20 protein-coding genes are annotated in these 21994 nt (G+C 41.3%); 2 read left to right on the top strand and 18 right to left on the bottom strand.

The window, feature by feature from the left end:
- Window positions 1-16: 16 nt before the first annotated feature.
- From purH to BUB71_RS13715, 18 genes are all read right to left on the bottom strand, one after another.
- Window positions 17-1555, bottom strand: a complete 1539-nt coding sequence (purH, locus tag BUB71_RS13800) for a bifunctional phosphoribosylaminoimidazolecarboxamide formyltransferase/IMP cyclohydrolase (protein ID WP_073155657.1) — start codon at window positions 1553-1555, stop codon at window positions 17-19.
- 212 nt (window positions 1556-1767) lie between these two features.
- The gene (gene purN / locus BUB71_RS13795) at window positions 1768-2337 is read right to left on the bottom strand and encodes a phosphoribosylglycinamide formyltransferase (protein ID WP_073155654.1); all 570 of its coding nucleotides are present in this window, start codon (window positions 2335-2337) and stop codon (window positions 1768-1770) included.
- 5 nt (window positions 2338-2342) lie between these two features.
- Window positions 2343-3380, bottom strand: coding sequence for a phosphoribosylformylglycinamidine cyclo-ligase (gene purM, locus BUB71_RS13790; protein ID WP_073155651.1), 1038 nt, complete (start codon window positions 3378-3380; stop codon window positions 2343-2345).
- Window positions 3377-4789: an amidophosphoribosyltransferase gene (gene purF, locus BUB71_RS13785; RefSeq protein WP_073155648.1), complete on the bottom strand. Its 1413-nt coding sequence runs from the start codon at window positions 4787-4789 to the stop codon at window positions 3377-3379. The genes purM and purF overlap by 4 nt, the downstream gene beginning before the upstream one ends.
- Window positions 4759-7017 (bottom strand): phosphoribosylformylglycinamidine synthase subunit PurL, encoded by a 2259-nt coding sequence (gene purL, locus BUB71_RS13780; RefSeq protein WP_073155645.1) that lies wholly within the window; start codon window positions 7015-7017, stop codon window positions 4759-4761. Before purL ends, purF begins: the two co-directional genes overlap by 31 nt.
- Entirely contained in the window at window positions 7018-7689 is a 672-nt protein-coding gene (gene purQ, locus BUB71_RS13775) for a phosphoribosylformylglycinamidine synthase subunit PurQ (RefSeq protein WP_073155642.1), read from the bottom strand. It abuts the gene before it with no gap.
- Window positions 7689-7940 carry a phosphoribosylformylglycinamidine synthase subunit PurS gene (gene purS, locus BUB71_RS13770; protein WP_073155639.1) on the bottom strand — a complete coding sequence of 84 codons (252 nt, stop codon included), beginning with the start codon at window positions 7938-7940 and terminating at the stop codon, window positions 7689-7691. Before purS ends, purQ begins: the two co-directional genes overlap by 1 nt.
- Complete coding sequence (purC, locus tag BUB71_RS13765) at window positions 7933-8643, bottom strand: phosphoribosylaminoimidazolesuccinocarboxamide synthase (RefSeq protein WP_073155636.1); 711 nt, start codon at window positions 8641-8643, stop codon at window positions 7933-7935. The genes purS and purC overlap by 8 nt, the downstream gene beginning before the upstream one ends.
- Window positions 8643-9944, bottom strand: coding sequence for an adenylosuccinate lyase (gene purB, locus BUB71_RS13760; protein ID WP_073155633.1), 1302 nt, complete (start codon window positions 9942-9944; stop codon window positions 8643-8645). Before purB ends, purC begins: the two co-directional genes overlap by 1 nt.
- A gap of 18 nt (window positions 9945-9962) precedes the next feature.
- A complete protein-coding gene (gene purK, locus BUB71_RS13755; RefSeq protein ID WP_073155630.1) occupies window positions 9963-11150 on the bottom strand; it encodes a 5-(carboxyamino)imidazole ribonucleotide synthase in 1188 nt (395 codons plus the stop codon).
- Window positions 11143-11637, bottom strand: a complete 495-nt coding sequence (gene purE / locus BUB71_RS13750; RefSeq protein WP_073155627.1) for a 5-(carboxyamino)imidazole ribonucleotide mutase — start codon at window positions 11635-11637, stop codon at window positions 11143-11145. Before purE ends, purK begins: the two co-directional genes overlap by 8 nt.
- Before the next feature lie 434 nt (window positions 11638-12071).
- A complete protein-coding gene (locus tag BUB71_RS13745; protein WP_073155623.1) occupies window positions 12072-12710 on the bottom strand; it encodes an L-fuculose-phosphate aldolase in 639 nt (212 codons plus the stop codon).
- Window positions 12711-12744: 34 nt separating this feature from the next.
- Complete coding sequence (locus BUB71_RS13740) at window positions 12745-13536, bottom strand: DeoR/GlpR family DNA-binding transcription regulator (RefSeq protein WP_073155620.1); 792 nt, start codon at window positions 13534-13536, stop codon at window positions 12745-12747.
- A 19-nt stretch (window positions 13537-13555) separates the two neighbouring features.
- On the bottom strand, window positions 13556-14602 hold the full coding sequence (mtnA, locus tag BUB71_RS13735) for an S-methyl-5-thioribose-1-phosphate isomerase (RefSeq protein WP_073155616.1): 1047 nt from the start codon (window positions 14600-14602) through the stop codon (window positions 13556-13558).
- Window positions 14599-15816: an S-methyl-5-thioribose kinase gene (gene mtnK, locus BUB71_RS13730; protein WP_073155613.1), complete on the bottom strand. Its 1218-nt coding sequence runs from the start codon at window positions 15814-15816 to the stop codon at window positions 14599-14601. The genes mtnA and mtnK overlap by 4 nt, the downstream gene beginning before the upstream one ends.
- A 45-nt stretch (window positions 15817-15861) precedes the next feature.
- A complete protein-coding gene (locus BUB71_RS13725; protein WP_073155610.1) occupies window positions 15862-16851 on the bottom strand; it encodes an ABC transporter permease in 990 nt (329 codons plus the stop codon).
- Window positions 16852-16854: 3 nt separating this feature from the next.
- Entirely contained in the window at window positions 16855-18369 is a 1515-nt protein-coding gene (locus tag BUB71_RS13720; RefSeq protein WP_340148303.1) for a sugar ABC transporter ATP-binding protein, read from the bottom strand.
- 357 nt (window positions 18370-18726) lie between these two features.
- The gene (locus BUB71_RS13715; RefSeq protein ID WP_073155607.1) at window positions 18727-19812 is read right to left on the bottom strand and encodes a sugar ABC transporter substrate-binding protein; all 1086 of its coding nucleotides are present in this window, start codon (window positions 19810-19812) and stop codon (window positions 18727-18729) included.
- 250 nt (window positions 19813-20062) lie between these two features.
- Here BUB71_RS13715 and BUB71_RS13710 point away from each other — a divergent pair, with 250 nt between their 5' ends.
- Both BUB71_RS13710 and BUB71_RS13705 read left to right on the top strand, forming a co-directional pair.
- Window positions 20063-21178, top strand: coding sequence for a permease (locus BUB71_RS13710; protein ID WP_073155603.1), 1116 nt, complete (start codon window positions 20063-20065; stop codon window positions 21176-21178).
- Window positions 21179-21201: 23 nt separating this feature from the next.
- Entirely contained in the window at window positions 21202-21972 is a 771-nt protein-coding gene (locus tag BUB71_RS13705) for a TIGR03943 family putative permease subunit (protein WP_073155601.1), read from the top strand.
- Window positions 21973-21994 lie beyond the last annotated feature (22 nt).

Here is a 21994-nt window from a genome sequence, read left to right as displayed (position 1 = left end):
TTGGATTACATAGATCTCAATGTTTAAAATGACGAATTCCTGTCATCACCATAGCTATGTCATGTTTATTTGCTTCATCGATTGACTCTTGATCACGAACAGAACCTCCAGGTTGAATAATGGCACGAATTCCCGCTGCTGCGGCTACTTCTAATGTATCTTTCATCGGGAAAAAGGCATCTGATGCTAAAACAGCTCCTTTTGCTTGCTCTCCAGCCTGCTCAATGGCGATTTTAGCTGCTCCAACACGATTCATTTGTCCAGCTCCAATTCCAATCGTTTGTCCATTTTTCACAAGTACAATAGCATTTGATTTTACATGCTTTACTACTTTCCAAGCAAAGAGCAAATCTGCCCATTCTTGTTTGCTAGGCGCTCGTTTTGTTGCATTTTGACACTCTTCTCTTGTTATTTCATGTTGATCCACATCTTGAATCAACAATCCACCGCCAACAGAAACGACTTTATGTTGCTGAACAGTTGAAACTTCTCCTTTTAAACGAAGCAGACGCAAATTTTGTTTTTTCGTTAAAATTTGGCGAGCTTCCTCCGTAAATTCAGGAGCAATAATAATCTCAAGAAAAATCTGACTCATCAGCTCGGCTGTTTCATCATCTACAGTTTGATTTGTAGCAATAATTCCTCCATAAATTGAGATCGGATCAGCATCATAGGCAAGGCGATATGCCTCAACAATTGTATCAGCACTGCCTACACCGCAAGGATTCATATGTTTTACTGCAACGACAGTGGGTTGCTCAAACTCACGTACCAGTTCTAAGGCTGCATTTGCATCACTTATGTTATTATATGAAAGCTCTTTTCCTTGCAATTGTTCACAGGTGGCAAGTAAGCCTTCTCCTGCTAGTGGTTCCCGATAAAAAGCGGCTTGTTGATGTGGGTTTTCCCCATATCGCAATTCTTGTTGTTTTTGGAAGGTTAATGTCAATTGCCCGGGAAATGGCTCATCAATTTGTCGATTTAAGTAGTCAGCGATCAAAGCATCATAGGCAGCGGTATGTCCAAATGCTTTAGCAGCTAAACGACGACGAAGTGCCTCATCCGTGCCACCGTTCTCTTTGAGCTGCTGGATCACGAACGCATAATCATTTGGATCAATGACTACTGTTACATAACGATGATTCTTCGCAGCAGAGCGAACCATTGAGGGGCCGCCAATATCTATATTTTCAATCGCTTCCGCAAAATCGACATCTGGCTTTGCAATCGTTTGTTGAAAAGGATAAAGATTGACACAAACCAGATCAATTGGTGTGATCGCTTGGTCTTGAAGCTGTTGCTGATGGGTCTGAAGATCACGAACGGCTAATAAACCTCCATGTACCTTTGGATGAAGCGTTTTGACTCGACCATCTAAGATTTCAGGAAAACCTGTCACATCTGAGATGCTAATCACTGGCACTTCGGCTTCCTCAAGCGTTCGACGTGTCCCTCCTGTAGAAATAATTTCCACACCTTGTTCTGCTAAAGATTGAGCAAATGAGACAATTCCCGTCTTGTCAGATACACTGATCAATGCACGACGTATTTGCATGAATATCATATACCTCCAAATTATATTAGATATATATTGTGTAGACTCCGTGTTGGTTTCAATATTTCACGCTTCGACTTCAATTCATGCTGCTTAGATGTCTTCAAGGCGCCTCGAAATATTGACTCCACAATTTCTTCCCTCACTACCCAAATGTTATTAACTCTCTTAACAAGCGGAGTAATCGTCTTGAACACTCCATGTCGACTCTTTTATAGTTTTCCTTCAACCCAACTTCGAACAATTTTCGGGTAGAGTCGATGTTCAACACGATGAATTTTATCTTCCAGCGAGGCAAGGGTATCATCTGGATCAACTGAAACTGCTTCTTGCGCAATAATCGGACCTGTGTCAATGCCTTCATCGATAAAATGAATTGTCACCCCTGTAATTTTCACAGGATAAGTAAAAGCCTCTTCTATAGCATGTTTCCCTGGAAATGCTGGTAAAAGTGAAGGATGAATATTGACGATCTTTCCAATAAATGGATTCAAAATGGTTTCTCCTATGATTCGCATATATCCAGCTAGAACAATCCATTTAATTTGATATTCTTCTAAAGTATTTACAATTTCTTGCTCATAGCGAACTTTGTCAGCAAAATCATGCGGATTGATACATCGATAAGGAACTTTAGCTGCTTGCGCTCGCTCAATTGCTTTCGCATTTGGACGATCACAAATAAGTAGAGAAATGGGCACCTCCCAATTCTCTTTGTTTGAGCAATCGATCAAACTCTGAAAGTTACTACCATTGCCAGAGGCAAAAACGGCAATACCCATTGTTTTTACCTCCTTTTCGCCCAGGCAAATTGAGATTGCTGTCCCGCGACTACTTGACCGATCCTAGTCGCTCTTTCTCCTAATTCTTCCGCCGCTCTGCACACTTCGTCTGCCTCTTCGACTGGGACAACCAATACCATGCCAATCCCCATATTAAAAGTACGCACCATATCTTCGAAGGAGATTTTTCCGATATGTTGAATCCATTGGAAAATAGGTGAAACCTCCCAAGCGCCTTCTCTTACTTCAGCAGCGCAGCCGGTTGGTAATATTCTTGGCAAGTTCTCAACCAGTCCTCCGCCTGTAATATGCGCACCTCCCTTGATCTGGAATTGTTCTTGCAAGGCAAGGAAGGTTTTTACATAAATGCGTGTAGGTGTGAGAAGTGCTTCTCCTAATAATTGGTTACTAGCAGGAACTGGTTCAGCATAAGTAAATCCTCGATCCTCAAGTAAAACTTTTCTCGCTAATGAGAAACCATTGCTATGCAAGCCATTCGAAGCAAGCCCAATCAGCACATCGCCAGGTTTGATTTGACTGCCATCTAACACCTGTTTTCGTTCAACGATACCAACGGCAAAACCTGCTACATCATATTCTCCATTTGTATACATACCAGGCATTTCTGCTGTCTCTCCGCCAACTAATGCACAGCCAGCCTCAACACACCCATCCGCAATCCCTTTTACAATCTGTTCGGCTTGCTTAGGCTCTAATTTTCCTGTCGCCAAGTAGTCCAAAAAGAATAGTGGCTGTGCGCCTTGAACAACCAAATCATTTACACACATTGCTACGCAGTCGATACCAATCGTTGAATGTTGATTGAGAGCAAAAGCAACTTTTAGCTTTGTACCGACTCCATCAGTAGCTGAAACCAAGACAGGCTCTTGATAGCCTGTCGGTAAAGCAAATAAGCCTCCAAATCCGCCCAACTCACCCAGAACCCCTGGTCGTCTGGTACGTGCTACATGTGCTTTCATACGCTCTACGGCTTCATTACCAGCATCAATATCAACACCTGCCGCTCTGTATGCATCGCTCATTTTTGTTCCTCCACAACTAATTGATCCTCCAACAAGGTTGGATATTCACCCGTAAAACAGGCTAGACAATGTCCTTGTTTTCCATCATCACTTTGCTGACCAATCGACGAAACGAGTCCTTCTGTACTGATAAATGTAAGCGTGTCCGCACCAATCTCTTTGCGAATCTCTTCCACTGACATATAGGCGCCGATTAGATGATCACGCGTTGGCGTATCAATGCCATAGAAACAGGGATTTTTTACTGGTGGCGAACTAATCCTAACATGAACTTCTGTTGCACCCGCTTCACGTAATAGCGTAACGATCCGACGACTCGTAGTTCCTCTAACAATAGAATCATCTACCATCACAACACGCTTTCCTTCTACCACTTTCCGCACTGCACTTAGCTTCATCTTCACACCTTGTTCACGCAATGCTTGGCTTGGTTGAATAAAAGTACGCCCTACATAACGATTTTTAATTAAACCAAGCTCATATGGAATACCTGTCGCTTCGGCAAATCCAATTGCCGCTGAAATGCTGGAATCAGGCACTCCTGTTACAACATCCGCCTCAATTGGAGCCTCTTTAGCTAAGCGTCGTCCCATCCGCTTGCGAGCCGCATGTATATTTACACCACCTAGATTGCTATCAGGTCGTGCAAAATAAACATACTCAAACGAACAGACTGCTTTTTCAGCAGGTGCAGCAAAGCGAGTCTGTTTAAAACCTTTTGTATCAAGGACAAGCAGCTCACCAGGATCAATTTCTCGTAAAAACTCAGCACCCACTACGTCAAAAGCACACGTTTCAGAGGAGAAAATATATGCATCTCCTAAAAGCGCCATCGAAAGAGGACGTAGCCCATGCGGATCTTGAGCAACAATCAACTGATCATTGGTCATGATCAATAGTGCATAAGCACCCACTAGCTGTGGTAGCACTTCTTTTACTGCCTCTTCTAAGGAATCAGTCTCTGAACGAGCGATCAGATGGGCGATTACTTCTGTATCCGTAGTAGTCTGAAAGATGGAACCTTTCTTCTCTAATTTTTCTCGAATCAACCCTGCATTGACTAAATTGCCATTTGTCGCAATGGCAAGCTCGCCGCCAGCATAGTTAAAAACAAGGGGTTGTGCATTATGCAGACCTGTTCCACCTGTGGTTGAGTAGCGAACATGACCAATTGCAAATGGACCTGTTAATTCCGTTAAAGATTTCACGTTGAAGACATCGGTAACAAGCCCTTCACCCTTATGAACATGAAAGTTTCCATCGGAAACAACAATTCCTGCACTCTCTTGCCCACGATGCTGCAAGGCATGTAGACCATAGTAAGTTAAGAGGGCGGCCTCTGGATGACCAAAAACCCCAAACACACCACATTCCTCTTTTAATTCGTCAAAGATGCTTTCATCTTGCATGGAATGGCACCCTCCCATAGTTGTTTGATATCAGGAATCGAACGACCTATTACTTCTTCCCCATTCACTTCAATTAATAACTTTTCTTGCTCAATCACTTCACCGATTCGAGTACATGGAATCTGATATTTCGCAGCTAGTTGCTCTAATTTTTCCATATCTGATTTTTTGACTGACACAAGTACACGCGATTGACTTTCACTAAAGAGAGCAGTCACATGTGAATGAGGTGACGACAAGGTAATCTCGGCACCTAGACCGCTGTCCATACACGATTCAGCCAAAGCGAGTGCTATCCCACCTTCAGCTAAATCATGTGCGGCAGTCACAATTCCTTGGCGAATCATCGCCAACAATCCTGTCTGTAAACTTTTTTCTTTTTCTAAGTCTAAAACAGGAGGTTGACCGCTCACTTGACCTGTCACCACATACTGTAATTCACTACCACCTAGCTCAGCTAGGGTTTCACCTAGCAGATAAATCTGCTCCCCTGCTCCCTTCCATGTTTGCGTTGTAATATGTGCACGCTGTTCAATTAGACCAACCATGCCAACAACAGGAGTCGGATAGATCGCTTGATCGCCACTCTCGTTATATAAACTTACATTTCCACCTACAATTGGTGTTTTCAGCGTGTGACAAGCAGCACTCATACCATCAATCGCTTTTGATAATTGCCAGTAAATATCAGGATTTTCAGGACTTCCAAAGTTTAGACAGTCTGTTACACCCAACGGCTCTGCACCAGCGCAAACCACATTGCGGGCAGCCTCAGCTACTGCAATCCTCCCCCCTTGTTCAGGGTTAAGATAGACATATCGACTATTGCCATCCGTACTCATTGCCAACGCTTTATCTGTGCCACGAACCACTACCACCGCTGCATCTGATCCAGGTAAAACAGCTGTACTGGTTCCTACCATATGATCATACTGTTGATAAACCCAGCGCTTACTTGCTAGATTAGGAGATTGGATTAATTGTTCAAAAAGCGACTCTGGATTATGCCCTTCCAGTTGATCAGTATCATTGATCTCTTTCATTTCTGTATAATAAGCAGGGATCTTCTCTTCACGATGATAGATTGGTGCATCATCAACTAAGGTCATCACAGGGATATCTGCAACACATTCCCCTTTTTGATAGACTTGGTACCGATCACCTTTGGTTACTTGTCCGATCACTGCTGATTGTAAGCCCCATTTTTTACAAATTGCTTCAATACGTGCGAGATTTTGCTCTTCGATCACTAATAACATCCGTTCCTGGGACTCAGATAACATTATCTCATAAGGGGACATGTTTGTTTCTCGCTGTGGAACACGGTCTAGATTTAATTCCATACCACAAGTCCCTTTAGCTGCCATCTCTGCGCTTGAACAGGTTAACCCAGCAGCTCCCATATCCTGAATTCCAACTAGTAACTCCTGCTCAACCATTTCCATACATGCTTCTAATAATAGCTTTTCCATAAATGGGTCGCCAACTTGAACAGCAGAGCGTTTCTCTTCAGATTCCTCACTCAATTCAACGGAAGCAAATGTAGCTCCATGTATTCCATCGCGACCAGTGCTTGCTCCCACATATACCACTAAATTGCCCACACCACTTGCGATCCCTTTTTGCAATTGGTCATGTGACAGAAGTCCCACACACATAGCGTTAACTAAAGGATTTCCTTCGTAAGACTGATCAAAAACAACTTCTCCACCTACTGTTGGAATGCCGATACAATTGCCATAATGAGCGATTCCAGCAACGACATGCTCAAATAAATATTTCACACGATTATTGTCCAAACTTCCAAAACGCAATGAATTAAGTAGTGCAACTGGACGCGCACCCATCGAAAAGACATCGCGAATAATTCCACCAACTCCTGTCGCAGCACCTTGAAACGGTTCGACAGCAGAAGGATGATTATGACTTTCTATCTTAAATACAACTGCTTGTCCATCCCCAATATCGATCACGCCTGCACCTTCGCCAGGACCTTGCAAGACACGAGGTCCTTCTGTAGGAAACTTACGAAGAAGCGGCTTGGAATTCTTATAACTACAATGTTCAGACCACATGACACTATAAACGCCGACTTCAGTCCAATTCGGCAAGCGCCCTAGATGACCGATGATCTGCTCATACTCATCGTCCGCCAATCCCATCTCCCGGTATAGAGATTGTTCACGAACTTGCTCTGGACTTGGTTCTGTTGGCAACGAATAGACCATTTATCTTTCCTCCCAATTTCGAAGCATCGATGTAAAAATCTTGGCACCATCAGCTGAACCCATCCAATCGACAATCGCTCGCTCTGGGTGAGGCATCATCCCTAATACATTGCCTGCTCGATTAATGATTCCAGCAATCCCTGCTGTTGAACCGTTCGGATTTTCACTGTTATATCGAAAGAGAATTTGCCTATTCTCTTCTAATTCTTGCAAAGTTTGTTCATCACAATAATAGTTTCCTTCACCATGAGCAATTGGAATTTGAATCTGTTCTCCTGACTGATAATCCTGTGTAAAAGGCGTATCTGCATTTTCAACAACGAGCTCTGGTGTTGCGCAACGGAATTGCAGATGGTCGTTCGCCATTAACGCACCAGGTAATAGTCCAACCTCACAAAGAATCTGAAAACCATTACAAATCCCTATCACCAGCTTACCCTGCTTGGCAGCCGCCACTACACTCTCCATAACTGGAGAAAATCGGGCCAATGCCCCTGTTCGTAGATAATCCCCATAGGAAAAACCGCCAGGCAATATAATCGCATCAAATTCATCCAAGTCTGTCTGTTGATGCCAAACAGTCGAAACGGGGGCGCCTAATACATCTTCAACTGCATGAACACAATCCAGATCACAGTTGGAACCAGGAAATGTAGCAACAGCAAAACGCATTAGTTCATCTCCTCCAATTGATAACGGTAATTTTCGATGACAGGATTTGCTAATAATTTTTGACAAAATTCTTCTGTCTGTTGCTGTGCTTGCTCCCGTTCTGCCGTATCAATGGTAACCTCAAGTTGTTTCCCAATTCGTACATCCTGAACAGTTGTAAAACCAAGTGAATGAAGGGAGCCTTTTACCGCTACTCCTTGTGGATCTAGCACACTCTCTTTTAAAGTTACTGTAATGATCGCTTTATACATCCGCTCTTCCTCCCAAACGTGTCAATATTTCTTCATATGCCTCAATCACTCGCCCTAAATCCCGTCGAAAACGATCTTTATCCATCTTTTCTCCACTTGCTTTATCCCAGAATCGACAAGTATCTGGTGATATCTCATCGGCTAGTAACAACTTTTGATCTGCATCTATTCCAAACTCCAACTTAAAATCTACCAATGTAATCCCACGCTCATCCATCCATTGAATTAATAGCTGATTGACACGTAGGCTGATTTGTCTCATTTCGATCAACTGCTCTGGAGTCGCAATATCTAGCAACTGTATATGATCTTCGGTTACGAGGGGATCACCTAACTCATCATCTTTGTAATAAAACTCTACAATCGGTTGGCTAAATGGAGTCCCTTCTGTAAGACCTAATCGATTTGCTAATGAACCGGCTGCCCAATTGCGAACAACGACTTCTAATGGAATAATTTCTACACGCTTTACAAGTTGTTCAGTTGCTGATAGCCGTTTTACAAAATGATTCTCTACCCCGTGTTCGCGTAAGTACTCAAAGAAGAGCGAAGTAATGCGATTATTTAGTTCACCTTTGCCAGACAATGTCGCTTTTTTTTCTCCATTAAAAGCAGTCGCTGAATCCTTATATTGTACACGAAGGAGCTGTGGGTCATCTGTGGCAAAAAGCTGTTTCGCTTTTCCTTCGTAAAGTGGTTTCATCAGTTATCCTCCAATCCCAATCGAGCAAAGATCGTATCTACTTGTGATAAATGGTAACGATAATCAAAACAATCAGCGATTTCTTCCATAGTGAGGTATTGTTGAATTTGTGGGTTTTTTTCCACTAATGAACGAAATGGTACTTGTTCTTCCCATGCTTGCATCGCCAAGGGTTGCACAGTATCATATGCTGTTTCCCTGGTCAGTCCTTTATCAATCAAACTGAGTAACACACGTTGGGAATAGATCAGACCAAATGTACGATCCATATTTCGCAGCATGTTTTCTTTAAAGACTGTTAACTCTTTGACAATGCCAGCAAAACGTCGCAGTAAGTAATTTAATAGAATGGTTGCATCAGGTAAAATGACGCGCTCGACTGATGAATGAGAAATATCCCGTTCGTGCCAGAGCGGAACATTTTCATATGCTGAAACCATGTGACCGCGCAAGACACGGGCCAAGCCACTAATATTTTCGCAGCCAATTGGATTTCGTTTATGGGGCATTGCAGATGAACCCTTTTGTCCTTTCTTAAATGCTTCCTCCACTTCACGCGTTTCACTCTTCTGCAATCCACGAATCTCCGTTGCAAACTTATCAAGTGATGTAGCAATTAAGGCTAGTGTCGCCATATATTCAGCATGACGATCCCTTTGCAGAGTTTGCGTCGAAATCGGCGCCGCTGCTAATCCTAACTTTTCACATACATATTGCTCTACAAATGGATCAATATTGGCATATGTTCCGACCGCACCAGATAACTTGCCAACACGCACCTCATCCATTGCACGAACGAAGCGATCACGATTGCGCTTCATCTCCATATACCAAAGCGCCATCTTCATGCCAAATGTAGTCGGTTCAGCATGAACACCATGCGTTCGACCCATCATTACTGTATATTTATGCTCCATTGCCTTCTCACGAATGACCTCGATTAAATGGTCAATATCTTTTAATAATATTTCATTTGCTTGCCGCAATAGATAGGAGAGTGCAGTATCAACAACATCTGTGGATGTTAGACCATAATGCACCCACTTAGACTCTGCACCAAGAGACTCAGAAACAGCTCTCGTAAAAGCAACAACATCATGACGTGTCTCTTGCTCAATCTCATCGATGCGTTTGATATCAAAACGAGCTTTTTTACGAATTTCTATGACATCTTCGCGCGGAATGACACCCAATTCAGACCATGCTTCACAAGCCAAAATCTCTACCTCTAGCCAAGCCTGAAAACGATTTTCATCAGTCCATATTTGCTTCATTTCTGGTCTTGAATAACGTTCAATCATAACTTAAATCCCTCTTCCTCAAGATATGGCTGTTTCAGTAAACAAAATCGATCTCTCTTCTTCAGTTAGATTAGACCAAATTCCTAGCTCCTCAACACGTTGCATCACCTGCTGCGTTGAATCACCTAATATTGTGAGATGTCCCATCTTCCGCCCCACTTTTGCTGTGGTTTTTCCATACCAGTGAATCTGCACGTCCGTTGGGAATTGATAAAATTTCTGTTCAAATGCAGCATGATGTTCACCTAAGAGATTCACCATTGCAACAGGCTGTCTTAATTTCGCCTCATGAAGCGGTAAACCTAAAACTGCACGTAAAAATTGGGCAAATTGTGATGTGCTGCAAGCATCAAATGTATAATGTCCAGAATTATGCGGTCGTGGTGCTAACTCATTTACAAGCAAATCTCCATTAGGTAGAAGAAACATCTCAACAGCTAATAGCCCCACCATTTGTAAGTGTTCTGCCGTTTGTTTCGCTAGCTGTTGAGCTCGGCTCAATAGTTCCGGCGATAATGGTGCGGGTGCAAGCGAGAGATGTAAGATGTGATTGCGATGGAGATTCACTGTTGGGGGAAATGCCTTGATATCCCCTTGCTTATTTCTTGCTACAACGACTGAAATCTCTTTGCAAAAAGGCACAAGCTGTTCTAAAACAAATTCTTGTCCATTCTCAAAAAGATCATCTGGTAAGGTATGCAAATCTTTTTCTGTTCGAATCATCCATTGACCTTTTCCGTCATATCCACCTGTAGCCGTTTTTAGGACCACAGGTAAACCTAGCTCTTGCCATGCGCGGCTAAACTGCGTTCGTGTCTCTACAGATCGATATTCAGCCACCGGTACGCCTGCTGCTGAAACCATCTGTTTCTCATGCAAACGATGACCAGTCACTCTTAATAACTCGCTTCCCTGTGGCACAGTTGTTAAGGTTTCAATGCGCTTGACAACCGATGGATCAATATTTTCAAATTCATAGATTACCATGTCACTTCGCTTCGCTAATTCTTCCGCAGCCCGTAAGTCATCATATGCAGCGACAATATGGTCATCCGCCACTTGCGAACCAGGGCAATCTTCAGCAGGATCAAGGGTGATAAAGCGAAAACCCAGCTTTCGTCCTTCTAACATCACCATTCTCCCAAGCTGACCGCCACCTAATACTCCTATTGTCATACCTGGTAACAACGATACTTCCTTACTCATCGAAATCATACCCTCCTGCTACTTCTTGCCGTGTTGTTTCTCTACGTGCTTCCAATCGACTACGTAATGTACGATCAGAAATTGCTAAAATTTGAGCTGCTAACAAACCTGCATTTGTAGCTCCGGCAGCGCCAATCGCAACTGTTGCAACGGGAACACCACCAGGCATTTGGACGATTGATAACAATGAATCGAGTCCGTTTAAAGTAGAACTTTTAATCGGAACTCCTATTACTGGCAAGACAGTTTTTGCAGCTACCATACCAGGTAAATGAGCTGCTCCGCCTGCACCAGCAATGATTACTTCGATTCCTTTATTTGCCGCCTGTTCAGCAAAGCGAAACATTTCATCTGGTGTACGATGAGCTGAAACAACCTGTTTTAGATACGCTACTTCAAGTAGTTCTAACTGTTTACATGCTAGCTTCATCGTCTCCCAGTCAGAGATACTTCCCATAATCACGGCGACTTTAGGCTGTTCTTTCATCCGATATCATGCAACCTTTCACCTTGATTCATATTCATGAAAAAAAGCCTAAGCAGCAGACTCCAGCTGTCAGCAGGAAAATCCGCCGATTAGGCAATCGACTTACGGACCCAAAAGGCGACTTTTCTCATAGACAGGAAATTTAAGTTTCCCATTCCTGAGTATATATGAGAAAGATCACTCGCTTTTTAGTGTAACAAGTGGCACAGTTGAAGTCAATAAAAAACGAACATTTACCATATAACAATTGATGTTCGTTCGCTTTTCACTTGACTTATCCATCAATTGATGTTTGCTAACACTCATTTGTAGACAAAGTCAGCTCTTTTAACTGGTCATCGTATTTGATGAGTTCCTATTCTTCTGGTCTTTACATAATCAAAAGCCAAGCAGCTACTCGGTCAACGAGTAGCTGCTTTGGCATAATATAATGGCTATGCTCCATATGTTTTAAATTTTTCAACGAGCCGATCCATCTCATTATCGGGAATGATGACTGGATCACCGATTGATCTCGCCCGAACAAAAATCTCTGCACAATATTCGATCTCCTCAGCAATATGAAAGGCACGGTGTATATTGCCTGCACCTGCTAGTAGCCCATGATTGGCTAGTAAAACTGCATAGCGATTTTTCATACCTGCGTATGCCTTTTCAGCCAGCTCCTTTGTCCCAAACGTAGCATATTCGGAGCAACGCACATTCTTCCCTGCATAGGCAGTCAAATAAGAAGCAGCTGGCAAGTCTATTTGCAAAGCAGAGATTGTAGAGGCAAAAGGAGAGTGGGTATGAACAATTGCATGAATATCTGTACGCTTTAGATAAAAGATACGATGCATTTCAAATTCACTGGAGGGTTGATGGTTACCTTCAACTACGTGCCCGTCCAAACTCAAAATCACCACGTCTTCTAGGCGAGTCTCTAAATAATCAATTCCACTTGGACTGATCGCCATCAATTGTTGTTCCCGGTTATAGATACTTAGATTTCCGCCTGTCCCTTTGGTCAAGCCATTTTGAATCATTTTTTGTCCATATAATACAATTTGTTCACGCTCGTCTTTCAATAGCATTTTCTAAACTCCTATCTCATCGATATGAAGATATCTAATCATCGCTACTGATCATGACCTCGATTCCATCAGTTCGAAAGTTTTCAATGAGTTGCTGTTGCTCCTGGGTGAATGGGACAAGCTGATCTGTAATGATCACATCTATCTTCTCACGGTCAATAACATGGAAAAATGAGAGATTATCCAGCTTTGTATGGTCAACAAGGACATAGACTCGATTCGATTTCTCAACCATTGCCTTCTTAGCCTCTCCCTCTTCAACCGTGATATCAGTTAAACCTTCTGTATAATGAAGTGCCCGACTTGAAATAAATGTTTTATCAATATAGAATGCGCCTAATGATTGCTCAACCATAGCACCTACCAAAGAAAGCGAACTTCCACGAACAAAACCACCCAACAAAACAGTCTGAATATCGACAGCAGTTGAAAGCTCAATCGCTATGCTAATATTATTTGTAATCACCGTCAGATTTTTACGATCTTTGATCAATTTACTTACTTCAAGCGCTGTCGTACTCCCGTCTAAAGCAATCACATCACCATCGAAAATCTGCGCCGCAGCTTGCTTGGCGATTACTTGCTTCTCTTTATGATTTGTTTTTAATCTTTCTTGTATCGATGCCTCATACCCACGATCATTTCGTAATTTTGCTCCACCATAAACGCGTACTACCTCTCCTGCTCTCTCCAAGTATTCAATATCTCGACGGATCGTCATCTCAGAAACATTAAAGTACTGACCGAAATAGGTGAAATCCACAAAATCATGCTGTTCCAAGATATCTATGATTTTATTTCTCCTTTGGTCAGGTGTTAGGTTCATTTCACATCACGATCCTTGACTATGGTCTCTTCATCACCTTTACCAGATTCTCTTGGTAATTTGGTTTCACAATCCCTCTTTCTGTCACGATTGCCGTAATATTTTCATGTGGTGTTACATCAAAGGAAGGATTATAGACCTGTACATTTTCTGGAGCTGTAGCGATACCAAATCGATGAGTAACTTCTGATGTTTCCCGTTCTTCAATCGGGATTTCAGCACCTGTTGGTGTCTCTAGATCAATCGTTGGTGTGGGAGCAGCCACATAAAAAGGAATTCCGTAGTGTTTTGCTAAGATAGAAACACCTAATGTTCCAATTTTATTTGCAGTATCACCATTTGCCGCCACACGATCACAGCCCACGATTACAGCGTTAATCTTACCTTGAGACATGACAACTGCTGCCATATTATCAGTGATCACTGTCACATCAAGGCCTGCTTGTTGTAATTCAAAAGCTGTTAACATCGATCCCTGAAGTCGTGGACGAGTCTCATCGGAAAAAATTTTCAAATTCCAACCGCGCTCATGAGCAAGATACATTGGCGCAGTCGCAGTACCATACTTGGTGGTCGCTAAAGCACCAGCATTACAATGTGTCAAAATTCCCATTCCATCTTGGAGAAGCGTTAGTAGGTTTTCTCCAATATTGCGATTGATCTCCTCATCTTCATGATGAATAGTAATCGCTTCTTCTAAAAGTAACTGCTTGATCTCAGAAATAGGTAAATGTTTGTTCTGCTCTGCTGTTTGTTTCAGCCTGTTAATTGCCCAAAAAAGATTGACAGCAGTAGGACGAGATGATGCCAAATAAGCTGCTTTGATTGTTAATTCTTCATAGAAAGAAGGAAAATCTCTCTCAGTTGCATTGCGAATTCCAAGGTACAAACCATATGCCGCCGATACACCTATAGCTGGAGCACCACGCACTTTCATCACCTGTATGGCATCCCAAACCCCTTCGATTGTTTCAAACTCTTCATAAACTACTTCATTAGGCAGAAGAGTTTGATCTAATAAAATAAGTATATCATTTTTCCATTGAATAGGTAGAATGGTCTTCACTGTGACACCCTTCCTTTAAATACAGATAGAAAATCAATTCCTGAGCGAATTGTTGCACGTTCTTTTATCAATCGTTTGGCCGCTATTAAACAGATACGTTCCGCATTGATTCGCTGCTCTACATCCTCAATTGAGGTAATATCTTTTACTTTCGCTAACCCAACAATCCGTCTAATCATTTCAAGTCCAGTTACTGCCGCTGTATCTTCTATTACTTGCGAAAGATACCAAGTGGCAAAACCTGATTCCTTAGCCATTACGTCTGTTGCGTTTTCTTGCCATGATTTTAGAAATTTCTCTTTAAATTGATCAATCACCTCAACCACAGTCTGCTCAATCCACGCGAGAAAGCCTGGTTGTTGACGTGATTCATCAATTGCATTTGCATGTGCCCAAGCGAACAAAAGATTGGCTATCACATTTCCGATGTCATAACCCATCGGACCGTAAAAGGCAAACTCAGGATCGATCACTTTTGTATCATCAAGTCGAATAAAAACAGAACCTGTATGCAAATCTCCATGAATCAACGCTTGTGCATGATTCATAAATTGAAACTTACACTTTGCTGCTTCTAGATGTAATTCTGTGTCTCCATAAATCTCGCGCTCGATCCATTCACGATTAGGTGAGAACAATTCATTTCGTCCGCGAACATCTTGATAAGGCTCTGTGTAAACAAGGTCTTCCGTAATCTCACAGAGCTCTGGGTTGATATATTTCTTAACCATTTGTTTCTTTTGTTTATGTTCAAGAACAACATCCGAAGTTAACAGCAAAGTATTCACTAAAAACGTCGTAATATGATCTGCAAATAACGGAAATTGCTGCTGTTCGATTAATGCTTGCCGGAGGATCACATAATCTGATAAATCTTCCATCGCACAGCAATTCATAACGCCATCGTAGAAATATACATCAGGAACTCTTCCTGGTGCTAATTTCCCTTCAAGTTGTAACACTTCTGATTCGATCTTAATTCGTTCGGTCGAGAGTTTGAAATCATCGGAAATCCGTGCTGTATCTCCTGCTTGCTTGATAATCACAGACGTATCTGTCTTGGGATCACGAACGCGGAAAACATAATTTAAGTTGCCATCACCAATTTCAGCACATTCGAGCTTTGCATCTGTCGCAAATAAGTCTAATTTCTCCTTGGCATATTCGACTACATCGGCTGAACTCATTAAGAAATAGGTTTCGAATTTCGACATCCTATAACATCTCCCTCTAAAACATTGCATCACACAACAGCTTGTTTATGATTTTTTGTAATAAGTAGAGGCTAGAGCAATCGCTAATACTGCGCCCTTAATAATGTTAAGCGAGTAGTAGGGTACGGACAACATAACAAGACCATTCTCTAAAACACCTACCAATATCGCTCCCACAAAAGTTCCAATGGCATTTGGTTTACCAAGTCCTCGGAAAGATGAGCCAATAAAAGCAGCAGCCACAGCGGGCATAAGATAACCTGCGCCAGAATTAATTTGTGCAGAACCAACTTTTGCTGCTAATAGCAAGCCACCAATTGCAGCAAGTAGTGTTGAGAGAAAGTAAGCGATTGTCCGATATTTATTGACCGGAATGCCTGAGTAACGTGCCGCTTCCTGATTTCCACCAATCGCATAGAAATAACGACCATACTTTGTATAAGTGAGGATCACATGCGCCAAAATCACCACAACTACCATAATGATGATAATGGTAGGAGCTTGTCCCATACTTGTAAAAGTCTCACTCAATTTACCGTTGGTTGGGGTTCCATCTAATCTCGGCATTCCTTCACTAATTGAGCCACCACCGGTATAGGTCATGGCAACCCCTTCAAAAATAAACATCGTTGAAAGCGTAGCAAATAGATCTGGTATCTTTACTTTTACAATTAAAAAAGCGTTGATCGCTGCGATCAGCAAAGTAATCACTAAGGCAGCAACAATAGAAACAGCCGTTGGCATGCTATACCATACAAACATCGATACAACTAAAGAGCTAGCAAGCGTGGCTGTTGAACCAACGGAAAGATCAAAGCCATCTGTTGATAGTGAAAAAGTTAACCCAATTGCAATTACCGTTACAATTGAGATACTCTGTAGGATACTAACGAGATTAGAAGTAGAAAGAAATTGTGGCATTAAAGCAGTAAATACCCCGATCAATAAGATGATGGCAATCACAATGCCCCATCGATTGACATAATCAACAGAAGTGGCAAAAAGGTTCGAACGCTGTTTGATCTCCTCCTGCATTGATTAATTCCCCCCTGTTGAATAATAAAGAATTTCTTCTTCATTTGTTTCCTTTGTAACCAGTTCTTTTACAATCATTCCATCATACATCACATAGATTCTGTCAGATACTGCAAGAATTTCTGCAAGTTCGCTTGTTGCATAGATAATCCCTTTGCCCATTTTTGCTAATCGTGAAATCAAATGAAAAATATCGCTTTTCGCCCCAACATCGACACCTTTAGTCGGTTCATCAAAGAGAAAGAGTTCAGCATCTGTCATCAACCATTTTCCAATCGCCACTTTTTGTTGATTACCGCCGGATAGGAGCCCAACTTTTTGATTTTCACTCGGTGTCTTAATGTCAAGATCTGTGATCATTTTTCTAGCAGCTTCTCGTTCATTTCCTTGTTTTAAAAAGCCAAATCGACAAAACTTGGATAAATTTGCTGCCGAGAGGTTGCTATAAACTTCTTCATCAATCAATATTCCTTCTTTTCGGCGTTCTTCTGGAACGAGCGCAAGACCTTCTGCTACGCCATCAGCCGGTGAATGGATATCTAATGTGTTTCCATGTAATAACATCTGCCCGGATTGAATGGGCAAAACGCCAAAGATTGTTTTACACAGTTCCGTTTTCCCAGCACCTACTAATCCAGCAATCCCTACAATCTCTCCGCTATGAACTGTCATATTGATCTGTTTGACCAAGTGATCCTTTTGTGTAAGTTGCTTTGTCTCAAATATCTGTTTGCCAATTGAAGCGGGCTGTTTCCACTCTGCTTCCTCCATTGAACGTCCTAGCATCTGTTCCACGACTTGTTTAGGCGTGATCTGGTCAATTTTCTCCCGCGAAACGACTTCTCCGTTTCGCATAACTGTGATCTCATCACAAATCTCAAATAACTCTGGAAGTCGATGTGAAATAAAGATAATGCCTACGAGATGTTTGGCAGCTAATTCTTTTACAATTCGGAAGAGTTCACTTGTCTCTTTTTGACTGAGCGGAGCAGTCGGTTCATCCAAAATTAAAAAGCGCGGTTCATCTACTAAAGCACGAGCGATCAATACCATTTGTTTTTGCGCTAACGTGAGTTCAGAAACTTTCTTTTTGGTATCAATCTTGGTTCCCAATCTCTCCAATATCTTACGAGCATCCTCATGAAGACGAGACCAATTTACCCATGCTTTTCCTTTTGAATTATTGACAACGGAATCTAACATGATGTTTTCAGCGACATCAAAATAAGGAATTAAAGCAGAGTCTACCTCTTGCTGAACTATATCAATTCCTAATTTTTTTGCATCACGCGGTGTACGAATTTCTACCACTTCATGATTCATATAAATCTGTCCCGTATAATGGTCATGAGCACCAGATAATACTTTCATCAAGGTTGATTTGCCTGCACCATTTGCACCGATTAAGGCATGAATTTGACCTGTCTCTAATTCAAATGTTGCATTAGACAATGCTTTAACACCTGGGAACTCGATTGAAATGTCTTCCATCTTTAACTTGATCTGTTGTTGAGCCACCTTTTTCACCTCATATGATCACGATGAAGGAAGAGAGGAGAATCACTTCTCCTCACAGCTTGTAGACAACTTAATGGTTCCGTCAATATTTCACGCTTCGCCTCCAGTTCAGGCTACGGAGATGTCTTCAAGTCGCCACGGCTGCTCGCTCAGGGCGGTATCATCGGCTATCGCCTCAGACGTACTACTGCCTATTCTTCGCTACACTGTCGTGGCTGGTAACGCCTGAAAGTCCCTACGCACGCGAAATATTGACTCCATAATTTCTACTTCTTCTACCAAATTGTATTAACCGCTTCTTTTCATCAATAGTTTTTTATCAGTCAGAGAGGAGAATCACTTTTCCTCATTGTCTACTTATTTCTTTCCATATTGGTCACGTAGTTTTTGCATCCAAGCCTCATCAAACTCTTTTGACTCGCCCCAACCCTGTATCACTTTATTTAGATTCACCATGTTACTCTCTGGCGTAAGTTGATCTTTTTTAATTAAATTAGCTTTAATTTCAAAGCTAGCGGGTACTTGTTCACCTGCTAGTTTTTTCGCCAACAATCTCATATCTAAAGTACCAATTAATTTTGGATCAACAGCAGCCGTAGAAAGCCATGTACTTCCTTTTTCGCGCATTAGATTAATATCTTGATTTGAAATATCAATCGAAATCATCTTCATGTCATTTCGTTTGTTCTCTTTCATTGCTTTATAGGCACCTTTAGCCAATTCATCCCAGGAGGCCCAAACAGCATCAACAGTTCCTGCTGGATATTTGGAAAGAATAGAGCTTACTTTCGCATTAATATCCCCTTGTACATCCTGCATGTTAGTCGGTCCAATGGTTTCTAGTGTTTTAATCTTATTTTCTTTTTCAAACTTTTGATATATGGTGTCGCGTTTGTCAAGTGGAGGCAATCCACCAAACCAAAGTTTGATTACGTTAACTGGCTTCCCATTTTTTGAAAGTGCTGCGATTTCTGTTAGCGACATCTCAGCCAATTTTTTATCATCTTGGAAAGTGGTCGTCACATCTTTCAGGGTTTTTCCATTAGAATCAATGATCGTATCAAAGGTAACGACTTTAATCCCTTTATCAACTGCAGGCTTGATCATTTGATAAGAGTATGGTTTTTTACCATGCGAAATAATAAGACCATCGTAATTCCCTTGAATCGCTTGGTTGACGAGTTCTTGGAAACGAGCATCGTCACCATTGGATATAAAAGTATCCACTTTAAACCCAAAAGCTTGTCCTTCAGTGCGTGCTCCATCTAAAAACTGTTTGGTATGGTCATCTGAGGTTAAATTACGAATTACTGCAATTCGCTTTCCACCCTGGACACCATCAGGAACCCCGCTGATCTTCTTCTGAGCATTTGGGGAATTACCACAAGCTGCAAGTGCAAGTAGAGAAATAATAGCTAGAACAGATATCACAATTTTTTTCATCTTCATCCCCCTTGAGATGTGATTCTATGTTACTTCATGTAAATCTGTAACATTTCATATTCAAATAATACCATTCATGAAAACGCTGTCAACCATCCATTTAATAACAATTAACATCCTTTTTATGTTTATTTATAAAATCAAATCGACTGTAAAAATTAAAAAACAATTTTATTGACTTTACCGTAATGATTCATATAGACTGAAAAACAAAATAAATCGTAATCATAATGATTTAAGGTGGTTTTGCATGCGAACCCAACTACGAAAATACTCGATTGAACTTTCCATTATTGTTGTTTTTGGCTTATTTATTCTCCTATTAAATTCCGGCATTAATTGGTTGCTTCAATTTAATGCTTGGTTTACAGAAATTCGCCCTGAAGTAGCGCCAAAATTCCAAAATGGTATCACTATTTTTCTCAGTATTTTTATCGAAGGCGTTCCTTTTATTTTGATAGGTGTTTTGGTTTCAAGTCTCATACATATCTTCGTACAAGAAGAACATATCTGGCGATACATTCCTCGACAGCCCATACTTTCGATTCCGATCGCTTCCGTACTTGGACTGGTTCTGCCAATCTGCGAATGTGGGATTGTCCCAATTGTTCGCCGTTTAATTCAAAAGGGGTTACCTCCTTATGTAGCCATTACTTTTTTATTAGCAGCTCCAATCGTTAATCCTGTCACCATCTTATCTACATATCTAGCCTTTGCTGATTTAGGTATGCACACGGCTCTTGCACGTACTCTGCTAGGTGCCATGATCGCAATCCTGATGGGTTTTATCTTTTGCTTTGTTTTTATGAACCGTTCCGTTTTACGTATTGATCAAAATCAATCATCCTGTGATGTCCATTGTGATCATGATCACCAACAAGCTGAAAACACGAATCATTTACATCACGATCCATCACACGATCATGGCGAAGTTTCACATCATGAACATACTCATCATCCATCTTCTATGTTTTATCGAATGAAGCATGCGCTATATCATGCTGTTTTTGAATGGATGAATATGGGCAAGTTTTTTGTCTTTGGTGTTGCAATCGCTGCAATCTTCCAAACCACTATTGGCTTATCGGTGTTGAGGCAAACCATTTCTTCAGAGTGGTGGGCAGTCTTTCTATTGATGTTTCTCGCTTATGTCCTATCGATTTGTTCTTCTGCTGATGCATTTGTTGCCGCTTCCTTCCGAACATTTGTGGATCAATCTGCACTACTCGCTTTTCTCGTCTTTGGACCCATGATGGATATTAAAAATGTCATGATGCTTTTATCCGCTTTCCGTCTACCTGTTGTTTTGTTTTTATTGATCGGATGTATGATATTGACATATACAACTGTCATACTTTTATTTTGAATATATATTAGGAGGCATTTCACTTGACTGCCTGGATTCGAATGTTGATCTGCTTTGGAATGGCTATCATGCTAATCTCACTCATTCTCCTTGACCAATTACCCCTATTGCTTCACCCCCGCTTTCATATCTGGACATATATAAGCATCATCCTCTTTATTATTTTAGGATGGATTCAAGCAATTCATTTAAGAGAAAAAGAATTGCATCCTGTTGGTTTTTGGGGTTATCTATTTGTACTGCTACCGCTTGTTACTTATCTATTCATTCCTCCCAAAGCCTTAGATGCGTCAATGGCAAATCAAAAGGGTACACTCGTAACAAAAACTAGCCAACAACAAAAAAAGCAGCCAATTCCTTCTATAGAAACAAATAAACCTTCTGAACTAGGTGATCCAAATGATCCCAATGTTCAGAACTTAATTGCCATGCTAAAACAAAAAGAACCGATCAAGTTAACAGAAAGTAACTTTGCTAATTATCTAAGTGCAATGGAAATGTTTGCAGAAAAGGTAAAAGGAAAACAAGTCCACCTAAAAGGTATGGCCTATCAGCAAGATGAGCATATGATTTTGGGTCGTTTTGTCCTCTCCTGTTGTACAGCAGATGCCAGTATGATAGGTTTTGTGATAGAAAATAAAAATAACCTCCCTATACATAACAACCGCTGGTATGAAGTGACAGGGAGATTATCGACCATTAAAGTATTTGATTTTCCAAGTCCCTTATTACTAATAGAAAAAGCTACTCCTACTCAAGCACCAAAAGACCCATATGTTTATTTTAATTATTAATCAATATTCATATCAAACAAAC

This window comes from Seinonella peptonophila (genome assembly GCF_900129355.1).
Lineage (GTDB): Bacteria > Bacillota > Bacilli > Thermoactinomycetales > Thermoactinomycetaceae > Seinonella > Seinonella peptonophila.
Note: the sequence above shows the minus strand (reverse complement) of the source record. Positions and strands in the feature narration are given on the sequence as shown.